The 12,803-nt window shown below is 47.9% G+C and carries 9 protein-coding genes; all 9 read right to left on the bottom strand.

Annotation, left to right across the window (positions count from 1 at the left end):
* Nucleotides 1-26 precede the first annotated feature (26 nt).
* A complete protein-coding gene (gene bglX / locus B9D94_RS30260; RefSeq protein ID WP_148248651.1) occupies nucleotides 27-2,192 on the bottom strand; it encodes a beta-glucosidase BglX in 2,166 nt (721 codons plus the stop codon).
* 202 nt (nucleotides 2,193-2,394) lie between these two features.
* Nucleotides 2,395-3,156: an alpha/beta hydrolase gene (locus tag B9D94_RS30255; protein ID WP_148248650.1), complete on the bottom strand. Its 762-nt coding sequence runs from the start codon at nucleotides 3,154-3,156 to the stop codon at nucleotides 2,395-2,397.
* 24 nt (nucleotides 3,157-3,180) lie between these two features.
* Nucleotides 3,181-4,182 carry a LacI family DNA-binding transcriptional regulator gene (locus B9D94_RS30250; protein ID WP_006213136.1) on the bottom strand — a complete coding sequence of 334 codons (1,002 nt, stop codon included), beginning with the start codon at nucleotides 4,180-4,182 and terminating at the stop codon, nucleotides 3,181-3,183.
* A 41-nt stretch (nucleotides 4,183-4,223) separates the two neighbouring features.
* A complete protein-coding gene (locus B9D94_RS30245) occupies nucleotides 4,224-5,042 on the bottom strand; it encodes a carbohydrate ABC transporter permease (protein WP_006213137.1) in 819 nt (272 codons plus the stop codon).
* A gap of 52 nt (nucleotides 5,043-5,094) precedes the next feature.
* Nucleotides 5,095-6,000 (bottom strand): carbohydrate ABC transporter permease, encoded by a 906-nt coding sequence (locus B9D94_RS30240; protein WP_063478024.1) that lies wholly within the window; start codon nucleotides 5,998-6,000, stop codon nucleotides 5,095-5,097.
* A gap of 110 nt (nucleotides 6,001-6,110) precedes the next feature.
* On the bottom strand, nucleotides 6,111-7,355 hold the full coding sequence (locus tag B9D94_RS30235; RefSeq protein ID WP_006213139.1) for a sugar ABC transporter substrate-binding protein: 1,245 nt from the start codon (nucleotides 7,353-7,355) through the stop codon (nucleotides 6,111-6,113).
* Between the two features lie 428 nt (nucleotides 7,356-7,783).
* A complete protein-coding gene (locus B9D94_RS30230; protein ID WP_148248649.1) occupies nucleotides 7,784-9,049 on the bottom strand; it encodes an MFS transporter in 1,266 nt (421 codons plus the stop codon).
* Between the two features lie 301 nt (nucleotides 9,050-9,350).
* A complete protein-coding gene (locus B9D94_RS30225; protein WP_148248648.1) occupies nucleotides 9,351-11,183 on the bottom strand; it encodes a sensor histidine kinase in 1,833 nt (610 codons plus the stop codon).
* Entirely contained in the window at nucleotides 11,180-12,754 is a 1,575-nt protein-coding gene (locus tag B9D94_RS30220; RefSeq protein ID WP_148248647.1) for a response regulator, read from the bottom strand. Before B9D94_RS30220 ends, B9D94_RS30225 begins: the two co-directional genes overlap by 4 nt.
* Between the last annotated feature and the right edge of the window lie 49 nt (nucleotides 12,755-12,803).

The following is a 12,803-nucleotide window of genomic DNA, read 5'->3' as shown; positions in this document are numbered from 1 at the left end:
CACTTCCTGTCTGCAAAAATATGTGTTTATTTCCGAAGTCGAAACCGCCGTGTCTCTGTATCCCTGCTATTCTTTCCGACCATAATATCGAATTCCCCCGCATCGCTGGTGAAGGATAGATCCGAATGATGATAGCGCAGCTGTTGTTCGGTCAGCGTAAAGGTTACATCCTGTTGTTCGCCAGGCTGCAGCTGTACCTTGCGGAAAGCCTTCAGTTCCTTGACCGGTCTGACAACTTCGCCGGATCGATCACGAATATACAGCTGTACTACCTCTTCGCCGGCCATGTCTCCGGTATTCGTAACCGAAACCGTGACCTCCAGAGATTCATCCGGCGATATTTCATCCGTTGACAGCGTCATGTCCCCATATTTGAAATCGGTATAGCTTAGACCGAAACCAAACGGAAGCAGCGGCTCATTCGGAATGTCCAAATATTGCGATACATAGCGCTCCTGCGCGTCTGGCGCATCCTTCGGACGCCCGGTGTTGAAATGGTTATAATATACCGGTACTTGTCCAACGGAATATGGAAACGACATGCTGAGACGGCCGGAAGGATTCACTTCGCCTGTAAGCAGTGCAGCTACAGCTGCTCCGCCTTCAGTTCCCGGGAACCAGGCTTCCAGTACTGCATCTGCCTCATCCAGCACACCGTGCAGATCCAGCGGGCGGCCGTTGAACAAGACGGCAACCATCGGCTTCTGCAGCGTTTTGAGGTGCTGAATCAGCTGCAGCTGCGGCTGTGGCAATGTAATGAGGGCGCGGCTGCCCGCTTCTCCGCTCATCTCGGAATCCTCCCCCAGCGCAAGCACGATAACGTCGGCTTCCATCGCAGCCTTCATGGCTTCTTCCAATTGCCGTCCGGTCATTGTGCTCACACCGCAGCCCTCGGCTACCGTTAGCTGACCAGATGGCAGCTTGGAGCGAAGGCCCTGCTCCATCGTCACTGCATCTTCCTTGGAGCCCGTCCACGACCATGGACCGAGAATATCGCCGCTTGCAGCAAAAGGGCCGATCAATGCAACACGCTGCTCCGCTTGCAGCGGCAGCAGAGCTTCATTCTTCAGGAGCACGCAGGATTTAGCCGCTGCTTCCCGTGCCGCCTGACGATGCTCATCGCAGAATAAGATTTCCCGCTCAGCCTGCGGATCAGCTCCCCTCGTAGGACGCTCAAACAGTCCGAGGCGCTTTTTCAAAGTTAGAATGCGCAGCACGGCCTCATCAATCAGAGACTCATCCACCCGTCCCTCTCGGACCAGTGCCGGTAAATGATGAACATAACTGGAAGTCATCATCTCAATGTCCACGCCAGCTTCCATGGCCTTCAGTGCCGCTTCTTCTTCATCCTCCGCAATGCCATGGGGAATCATCTCTTTGACCGCTCCCCAGTCGGAAATCAGTACACCATCGAAGCCCCATTCGCTTCGCAGCAAATCGCGCATCAGCCTTTTATTGCCGGTAGCCGGGATTCCATCCACGGTATTGAAGGCGGTCATGACCATCTCGACGCCCTCATCCAGCGCCGCCTTGTATCCAGGCAAGTAATATTCCCGCAGCTGACGCTCGGACATGTCCACCGTGTTGTAATCACGGCCACCTTCGCCTGCTCCGTAGGCAGCGAAATGCTTCACGCAAGCTGCAAGCCGGTTCAGGTCGCCGCTCAGGTCGTCACCCTGAAACCCCCTGACAAAAGCTCGCGCAAATTCACTGTTCAAATAGGGATCTTCGCCGGTCGACTCCATCACGCGTCCCCAACGGGGATCGCGAACCAGGTCCACCATTGGCGCAAAGGTCACGTGAAGACCGGATACCGCAGCCTCACGTGCAGCGATCTCCGCACTCCGCTCGGCAAGACTCGGATCCCACGAACTTCCCATTGCCAGCGGCACCGGAAAAATGGTCTTGAACCCATGCACGATATCGGCCATGATCAGCAGCGGGATTCCCAGCCTATTTTTGCGCATATGCGCTTCCTGAACAGCGATAACTTCCTCTGCACCCGCTAAACCCAACACGGAGCCTGCATTACTTACAATGGCATCCGTTATGCCGAGCGACTCCATAGGACCTGTAATCTGTCCGGATTCCTGAGTTCCTTCGAAAAAAGGGACGGCCAGTTGTAGAAGCTGCGCGATTTTTTCCTCCAGCGTCATCTGATCTACCAGAGAAATCAGCTGTTGATCTGCCATTTCCCATCCTCCTTTGTCTTTGCAACATTCCATTCTACATAAATTTGAAACGTTTTGATTTTATCAAACACAGTCGTTTTAAGCCATTAAAATATAGATGATATAAGGTTTTAATGCTAATTATGAACAGACTTTAGATTGAATAAATCACATCATATATCTCTATATATTCGAAACGTTTCAATGAATTTGAACAGAAAATTCAGGGCAGGGGCAGCCAATCCAGCACCCGCTGAATTTTGTTGTCCCAATATCCCCATTCATGTCCACCCGGCTCTTCTTCGTATGTGATATGAATTCCCAGGCTGTCCGCATATCGTCTAAAGGTTTGATTGTCCTTATACAAAAAATCTTCGGTTCCGCAGCATTGATACAGCATCGGTTTGTTTCCGGTGTATGCGGCAAACTCTGCAGCTAAGAAGAGCAAATCATCCCGGCTCCCCCGCACGTTCTCCACACGGCCGAAGATCGTGCGGATCTCCGACTCCTGAAAGCCCGCTCCTGCTGCGCGGCTGGCAAGATCCAGCCCGCCCGACAAGCTTGCACCAGCCGCATAACGCTCCGGATAGCTAAGCGCCAGCTTAAATGCACCATACCCACCCATGGAGATTCCAGCGACAAAGGTATCTTCTCTTCGGCCAGACACCGGAAAGAACGTCCGAACAAGCTTGGGAAGCTCTTCGCTGAGATAGGTGAAGTATGGCAGCCCATTCGCCATATCCATGTAATAGCTGCGCCCGAATCCCGGCATCACGAGTGCGAGGCCTTTGCTCTCGGCATATCGCTCGATGGATGTCCTGCGCATCCATTCGGTATGATCTGCCCCTCGTCCGTGAAGCAAATAAAGCACCGGCAGCTTCGAAGAAGAACGGAGTGGCATTAAGCTGCCTTGGGGTAGAAACACCTCCATGCTGGTGAACAGCTGCAGTGTTTCCGAATAAAAATCACATGTGATCCACGCCAAGTTCCTCATCTCCGATCCGGCACCTTAATTCCCTGCTTTACCCTTTCCTACCGATGCACGTTCCATCATATCTGTAGTCAGCATGTAAGACTGCTTCACCGATTCACCGGCCAATGCTTGAAACAGCAAATGGGCTGCAAGCGACCCCGCTTCACTCTTGGGCTGTCTTATGGTCGTTAACGGCGGATTTACGTATTCGGCTAATTGGATGTCATCATATCCGATGACAGAGATGTCATTCGGTACCGATATCCCGCATTCCTCAAATGCCTTCAATCCACCGATGGCCATTTCGTCATTGCCGTAAAACACAGCCGATGGGAGCGATCCCTGCATAATCAACATTTTGGTGGCATTATAACCGCCCTCGCGCACAAAATTGCCGCTGAGACGCCATTTCGACTGTTCCTCCAGCCCAGCCTCCGCAAGTGCTCGCAAATACCCTTTGTAACGTAAATGGTTATCATAAGAATCAGAAGAACCACTGATATAGGCTACATGTTTGTGTCCATTCTCCAGCAGATAACGGGTAGCCGTATATCCTCCTTGCTCTCCGTCAACCAGCACGTTAAGCAAATAATCACTGGACAACTGACGATCCATCACAACGATCGGAAATTGGGGACCGGAGGTCTCAACCAGAACTTCATCACGAATATTGGGTGCCAGAATGATGGCTCCGTCCGCCCTCTTCTCGCGCAGAAATTTAACCGCCGTCGAATCTCTTCCGCCCATCGAGCTGCAAGCAATCAGATCATAGCCGTTCGTTAACGCCACTTCCTGCACACTTCGAATCAGTTCAGAATAATAAGGGCCGGACAGATCCGTCAGAATAAGCGCGATGGTCTTTGTACGACTCCGCTTCAAATCCATGGCGAATCCGTTCTTCCGATAATTCAATTGTCTTGCTGCATCGAGCACTTTGGATCTTGTCTTGGAACTAACCCTGCTATCGCCGCTTAGTGCATAGGAAGCGGTTGACAACGCAACCCCGGCGAGCTTTGCCACATCCTTAATCGTTGCCATTTCCTTACGCCCCTTCTAGTACATAAAAAACTCTATTTAACTTATTTCATACCGGAGATCGTATATCCTTCAATAATGTGTTTTTGGAAGAAAGAAAATACGATAATAATTGGAACGACCATGAATGCCGCGCCTGCCATCTGCAGACCGAAGTCAGATCCATGCTGTCCTTTCAGAAGCTGCAAACCAACCGAAAGCGTGTAGAGCTTCTGGTCGTTTGCCATAATGAGAGGCCACAGGAAGCTGTTCCAGGCTCCAATGAACGCCAAGATTCCCTGTACCGCGAATACGGGCTTTGTGATCGGAACGATCAGCTGGAAGAAGATACGCAGCTCCCCTGCTCCATCAAGCCTTGATGCCTCGATTAAATCCGTTGGAATGGTGGACATAAACTGACGGAATAGAAAAATACCGAAAGCGCCAACCAAGCCCGGCAGCACAATACCTGCCATCGTGTTGGTCAAGCCCATTGCATTGATCAGCAGATATACTGGAATCATGGTAACCTGCCCTGGAATCATCATCGTGGCAAGCACGAGATAGAACAGCTTTTTATTGCCAGGGAATTCGTATTTGGCGAATGCATATCCTGCAAGCGCATTAAGGAACAGACCGACAAAAGACCAGAACACAATGATAAGTGTATTTTTCAAATATACAATAAAGTCCAGCTTCGTAAATAAGTCCACATAATTCTTAATTGTAAATTCTTTTGGTAATAACGTTGGCGGAACCGCTGTAAATTCATTTTCCGGCTTGAACGAGGACGTGATCATCCAGATAAACGGAATCATCATGAGCAGTCCTCCTGCAATGAGCAGCACCGTCATGACTGTTTTCTCAATTCTTTTAGCTGCCATACTCTAAAGCCTCCTTCAGTTACGATACGGGATGGTCGCTTGAACCTGAGCCTTAATATTCGACATCTTTTCTCTTGACTGCGAATTGCAAGACCGTTACAGCAATAATGATGATGAAGAGTACAAACGATCCTGCGGCCGCATAGCCAAAATTGCTAAGCTGGAAGCCATTGTTATAGATAAAGAGAGCCATCGACATCGTGGAGTTGAGCGGGCCACCCTTGGTCATAACCAGCGGCTCTTCGAAGAATTGAATCCAGCCGATCAATGTCGTAATGGTGACAAAGAAGGTCGCGAAGCTAAGCAGTGGTACCGTAATGTACAGGAGCTTCTTCCATTTGCTTGCACCATCAATCTCCGCCGCTTCATAATAGGAGCGCGGAATCCCCTGCAGCGCAGCCAGGAAAATGATCATGTTAAGTCCGATGGATTTCCAAACGGCCAGAAGAATCAGCGATAGCTTGGCTAGTGCCGGATCTGTCAGCCACTGCTGAGCCGGCACTCCGAACCAGGACAATATATGGTTAAAGAGGCCGTAATGGCTGTTATACAAGTAACCCCAAACAACCGCGACCGCCACAATATTCGTAATGGAAGGCATATAATACACGACGCGGAATGTCTTAAACAACAATCCCGTGCCATAGTTAAGCAGCAGGGCAGCGCCCATGGCAAGCATTACGACAAGCGGAACTCCGATAATAACATAGAACATGGTGTTAAACATGGATTTCAGAAAGACCGGATCTTTAAATACATTGATAAAATTATCAAAGCCAACGCCTTCAATGTTTGAATAATTCGCGAGGCCGGCAAGGTCAATATCCGTGAAACTGATGACTAGCGCAATGATGATCGGAATGATTGAGAACGTCAGAAGCAGCACCAGTGCGGGCGCAATAAACATATAAGGATACTTATAATGGTTAAAGCGCTTGATAAAGTTCTGCAATGTCATTCACCTCCTGCAAGTGTGGGTTTCTCAATATAAGAATAACGTACGTTTGAAGCAGTCAGGCTTGTTTCATCCTTCGATGAAACAAGCCGGGCTGCGTTTAAGACGCACTCTTATTTTTTGTTTAGCATTTCGGTAGCTTTTTGATTCAGAAGATCCATTTCTGTTTTGATGTCAGCTCCACCAACGGTAATTTTCTCAAAAGCTGCAATTGCTTCCTTGGAGATCGCATCCCACTCCTTAATGAACGGAACAGGTTTAGCGTTTTCGAGCTGCTTTCCAAAGGTAGCAAAAATCGGATCTTCAAAGCGTTGATCTTCCCATGCACTCTTAACAGCAGGCAGGTTTTTAGCTACATCGTAGTTGGTCAGCTGCGATTCTTTTTCACTCATGAAAGAGATGAATTTAACGGCTTCCTCTGCATTTTTGGTTGTGTTGAATACCGACATGTTCGCTCCACCGAGGAACGATGCATTGTTTTCTTTAGCCGGAAGTGTTGTTGTTGCCCATTTACCTTCAATCTCAGGCGCTTTGTCTTTAACACCTTGAATCATCCAAGGACCGCTGATAAACATCGGGAATTGTCCGTCTTTAAATGCGGCAAACAGATCCAAATCGCTCGCAAGCGGCGTCATTCCGGTATCGTAGAAGCTCTTCAGGTATTCCATGGCTCCCATAAATTCCGGTTCGTTAAAATGAGGCTTCCGGTTCTCGTCAATCATGTCGCTTCCATTCTGCCAGGCAAACATGGACAGGTAGTTCATGTCTTTGGCATCAATGGTAATGGCGTAATTGCCGTTTCCTCTAGCTGCCAGCTTCTCACCGGCATCCTTCATTTCATCCCAAGTCTTAGGACCTTCCGGGTAGCCGACTTCGGCCAGAATGTCTGTGCGATAGAACAATACGCGTGTCTCCACGTACCACGGGATACTGACAACCTTGTCATCATAACTCATGGTTTGGATAGCACCGTCAAAATAGTTCTCTTGTTTCAGGCTAGGATACTGCTCAAGATACGGCGTCAGATCGAGCAAAGCTCCAGCCTGGGCAAACTCTGGAATCCAGGTGGTTCCCATTTGCACGACATCAGGACCACTCTTCGATGCAACCGCTGTAAGCAGCTTGTCATGTGCACTGCCCCAAGGGATCAATTGAACACTCACCTTAACGCCTGGATTTTTCTCTTCATATTCCTTAATTAAGGTTTCGTCTGTTGTGTCACCCATCAACCAAACTTTCAGTTCTTTCTTGCCTTCGCCGCCTTCCTTGGCATCTTCAGACCCACCAGAACATCCAGCTAAAACAACCGAGAACATCAGCATTGCTGCCAACGTCCATAATAATGATTTTTTTCTCATTCTACATTCACCCCGTTTTTAATGTTTACCAGCATGCAAAACGTAATACCGAACTTAAATTGAAAGCACTTACTTCGAAACGTTTCGATTTTATTCGAAAAAATAAAGACGCCGGATAAAGTACAAATCTATAATCCTAATGTCTCTTCATTCCCCCTATAAAGCACCTTTCCATGCTTATTTTAGGTATAAACATGCTTTTGTGTATTCATAATAATCTGCTTGATTGCTTGATAACTTCAAAAAACGCATTCTATTTTGAAACGTTTCGACAAGTTCATTATAGCTTCCCTTGAGAGCGATTTCAATATCCTTTTTATTTTTTTATGAGTCTATTTTTTGACAAGCGCTGTGAGCTTCGACCCCATAAGAAAAAGCAGCCGGCCGGAAGCTTGCCTGCTGCTTTATAACATTCCATGTTATTTTTCTTAGTGAGGGCTGGAAGCGTCAGCTTGTCTTGCATTCTTGTCGTGGAGGTTATGATTCAGCGAGCTGTTCTTGCTAAGCCGTGCATGCACCATGAAGGATAAGCAGGACAACACCGCAACGCCTGCTGCCAGCCACGCCACTGGCGTCAATCCCCCGCCATCATACATCGTTCCCATAGCATAAGGACCTATCACCCGTCCGACAGCTCCCATACCGCCTGTAACGCCGATATAGAACGGTGCTGCATGACCTGCCCGCTCCGAGATAAAGGCCGGTATAGCAGGTGAGATGAGCATTTCGCCGAGTGTAGCCAGCACCATCGCAAGCACCATACCCGGATAGCTGTGCATCGCCACAATAACGAGGTAAGCAGACAGGTAGAACAGTGCGCTCACCGTCATCTGGCTGCTCTCCGTCCGGGCAAACCAGCGCTTGATTGCATTGGTCAGCGGCTGTGCGGCAAAGATCAATATGCCATTAAGGGTCCATAAATAACCATAGGCTGTCTTGGACATCCCCTCTGAGATGATGAAGGGAGAGACGCCCGTATTCCAGATCGAATTCCCGAACCACAAAAACAGAGAGCCCAAACCCATGAAGAGATAAATTCGGGTGTTTCCCAGCAATGCCCAAGCACCGGGGCCTGCGGGAAGCGGAGTTTTGGGCTGCGGGTGATGGGACTGCTCCGGTACGCCGGGTCCGTCCAGCTTCGTCAGATAGGACAGGAAGAAAATCGCAAACCCGAAGGAAGTGACTCCGTTTAAGACAAAACTTAAATGATAGGATATCTCTGCCAAAAATCCACTCACGGCCGTACCTAGCGCTACACCGATATTGTTAGCAACATAGATGACATTGAACAGCTCACCCCGTCGATCGGCAAACCGGAATCCGATAAAGGCCTGAATGGCCGGCATGGATACTGCGTTGCAGAACCCGATGAATCCCATCATCGCGATGAAGAGGCCCCATAGTCCGTTAATGAACGGAAGAGTAAACAACCCCAGCGCATTCAGCAGCAGGGAGCCCACGATGAGTTTCTTCACCCCAATTCGGTGATACATGGCCCCGCCCAGGAGCTGGCCCGCAATTCCCCCCATCGATTGAATCAGAATGACAAAGCCGGCATCCTGCATGCTGCGTCCCAGCTCATCAAATACATACATCGTTGTCAGCGGCCACATCAAGGAGCCGCCTGCAGAGGCAACGAGACTTGCTACAAGAAAACCTTTAACTTCCTTAGGGTACTGCTCCAACCATTTCATGTTTATTATCTCCCAGCAGCCTCGCAGCAGTATAATCGGCATAAGCATATATAATCAAAAAGAAAAGCCCTTGCGGGCTTCTATGGTTCTTCTAATAGAAAAGAGAAAGACAACGTCTTTTACCTATCATATCATCCTGTGAAATTTACATTGCTTGTCATTTCTTCGCCCAAATCCTAGTATCGCTTGAGGCCTATGTTTTTAGCAAGCACACTCATTGACGCTTTACCTTGACAGCGAACATGAAACTAAACTGAACGGATCCCTCTTCCCTAGGCAGAGCTATAGTTTAGGGCCCCGTCTACCCTCCTCTCTTATCGGGGTTTGCATTTCTGGCTCTTGCCGGTATGCGTATTTGAACCGAAGTTCCGATTCCCACTTTGCTGAAGATAGACACGCCGTACTCGCTCCCGTAATGCAGCTTCACCCGCTGGTCGATATTGCGGATGCCGCAGCCCGTATGGTTGTTATCCCGGGGATCGAATATTTCCTCGATTCTCCCCTGCTTCATGCCGAGACCATCGTCGATGATCCGATAGAGAATCGTATCCCCTTCCTTTTTGACGACAATCCGAATATGAATGCGATCCCCGCTCCACGCATGCTTCAGCACATTCTCGATAAAGGGCTGCAGAATCAGTTTAATGGTTTCGTAAGGCCATATACTTGTATCCACATCAAAATTGACTTCCATGCGCTGTCCGTATTTTACCTTTTGGATATCCAGATACGCATTGGCCTGCTCAATCTCTAATGCAATGGGTATTAATATTCTTCCCGAATTTAGTGTAAGCCGATAAAATTGTGCCAACTGCACAACCATATTCTGCAGTTTCTCCGTCTCGCCGAATTTCGCAAGTTGATTAATGGAGGATAGCGTATTGTATAAGAAGTGGGGATTAATCTGCGATTGCAGCATTTCAAGCTCTGCTTCCTTCTTTTGAAGCTGGGTTAGATACACTTTATTGATTAACGCCTCGATATCCTCGCCCATTGCATTCAAGGCATTCGCAATTTGCGGGAACTCCCCTTTGCCCCGATAAGCGATCCGTTTATGCAGCTCCCCTTCCCGAAATGCATTGAGTACCCCTACAAGCTTCTGGATTCGCTTAGAGAAAGATCGGGATATCACATACCCTGTATATGTAAACAACACGATGCAGATGATACAGATTACTATTAATACGGTTCGTACTCTCTTCGCTTCCTGTTCAATGATGTTAAGCGGAACCTGCGCAACAATCTTCCAGTTCTTCTGCGGCAAATCTTCTTCAATCACCAAATAATTCTTCTTATCGTTGGGTGCTATAACGGCATACGGATTTACCTTGTCGCTGGTATGCTCAGGGTCTTCAACCATTGATCCGGAAGTAAACACCACATTCCCAAAAGGATCCAGCACCGATAACACACTTCCGTCGCCAAGCTTCGTGTAATCCACACTGTCGAACAGCTGCGACAAGCGAACACTGAACCTCATGATTCCCACTTCTTGAATATCGAGCGGATTATTCATATCCACGATACGCCGAATCAGCGAAATCCGCCCATCCCGCTCATCCTCTTCTACCTGCCTCCACGTCATCGTTGAATTATACTTCTCTTCCGGCAGCGTGAAATACCAAAACTCATTCGAAATTCGAGTCATATGGTACATATCCCAGCTTTGTTCGTTGAAATCTTGATTATTGGCATTATCCCAATCTCTATATCTCTCGTACACCGTTTGATTATGAAAATAGACGGATAGCCTTAAATTAAGGCCAACCGCCTTCGCAGCGCTCTCCAGCTTCGGGAGAATGACATTGTTCATGCGGATATGATTATCAGCGCCTGATAAATTCCTGAGGACACTCTGAATGAAGGCAGGATCATCGTACAATGTCGCTGAAGTCTGGACGATATCATCCACTTTATAGGCCACATTATCCCGGATCTGATTGAGCGTCCCCTGGATGTTGACCCGGCTCTGTTTGCGCATGGTGTCATCGTACATCGAGTGTGAAATATAAAAGTTCACGAAAACCAACAGCAATATAAATATCGTAAAGGTCAGCATGAGCTTGTAACCGATGGGTATATACCCCAGCTTCTTACCGTTTATTCTGGATGATGTGGTCCAGCGAGTATTCATCCCAATTCTCTCTTTCGAAATTCCATGGGTGTCATCGCGAATTTCTCTTTGAACTGCCGGCTGAAATAAGGAAGATAGCGATATCCTACCTGATCGGCGACTTCATAGACCTTGAGACCCGGCTGTTTCAGCAATTCGCATGCTTTTTCCATACGCAGTTGGACAAGCAGTTCATTGAACGTATTTCCTGACCTCTCTTTAATCAGGAACCCGACATGACTCGGCGAAAAACAAAAATGCTGCGCAATATCCTTGATCGTTATATTCTCACTCATCCGCTCTCTCATCAATTGGATAACACTGCGAATGAATTTACCATCCTTAGAATTGGATTTCTCATATAATCTTTCGGAAATTCCGAATATGTGCTGTATAAACCAGGAACGAATATCACTGACGGTTTCGAATTGCATCAAAATATCCAGGTGATGGATCTCCATGCCCAACAGGTCAAACAAATCTTCATTTCGACTGCTTAAATATTGTTCGAGCTTCCAGATAATATAATTCGACATATTATGCACAGTAAAGCGGGAGCGCAGATTCCTTATAGAACCAAATAACTTCTCCAGTTCATCACAAATTTGAACCAGCTCATATTTCTCCATCGCTTTTAGGAGGACATTCATGCGCTCATCAAGCATCCGCGCATCGAGCATGCCTGGCTCCGCACTGACATCTTCATACTTGATCATACTTCCCTTGCCAAGAAACATCTTGGCCTCCACAGCTTCCACCGCTTGCCTGTAGGACAGCTGAAGCTGATTCAAGTTGTGTACGGGTTCCCCAATACCCGTTGTCAGGGATGTCGTCAAATGCAACTGAACGTTATCCGTCAAGGTACGTATCGTATGGGTGGCGCTTACGTCCTCAAGCAGGATCGCTACCCGTTGCGGGGACAGCTTGCAGTATGGAAGCATGCCGCCATCTGTAATTGCCTCCTGGATACGCTGCAGAAATATTCTTGCCAGTTCCCTCTTTGAAAAAAGACTCCCCGTTTGGCGCCAAGACAGATTATCCAGTTCCATGACGGCGACGCGGATCGGCCACTTCAACTGGTCGAATTCATAAGAAATACTCATCTGTGTCAATAATTCCTCTGATTCTTCCCGTTCAAGCAGGCGTATGAGAAAGTCACTTTTGACAATAGGGATCATCTCCTGATAAGCCATCTCCACCTCGCGCTGCTTGATCTCCTCATCCAAATCCCGTTTTACCTTGATTAATGAAGCAACCAGTTCCCGATCGTTCATGGGCTTCAGAACATAGCTATACGCTTTCAATAAGAGTGCTTGCTGTACATAGCTAAATTCCTGATATCCGCTGACGAATATGATCCGAATGTTAGGTTTATGCTCAATCGCAATCCGAGCAAGCTCGAGCCCGGACATATAGGGCATATTGACGTCGCTGACCAATATATCAACTTCCTGGTTCTTTATTATTTCGCATGCCGACAATGCATTATTAACGCTCCCCACTAACTCCATGTCCAAATCAGACCAAGGAATGAATCTTCTCATTCCTTCAAGATCCAGTTCTTCATCATCCACAAGCAGCACCTTGTACATGGAACCCCTCCATAATGGTAGATACACCTCTACTTACACATACGCGCAA

Origin of the sequence: Paenibacillus sp. Cedars (assembly GCF_003184205.1) — a bacterium.
GTDB classification, from domain to species: domain Bacteria; phylum Bacillota; class Bacilli; order Paenibacillales; family Paenibacillaceae; genus Paenibacillus_AQ; species Paenibacillus_AQ glucanolyticus.
Note: the sequence above shows the minus strand (reverse complement) of the source record. Positions and strands in the feature narration are given on the sequence as shown.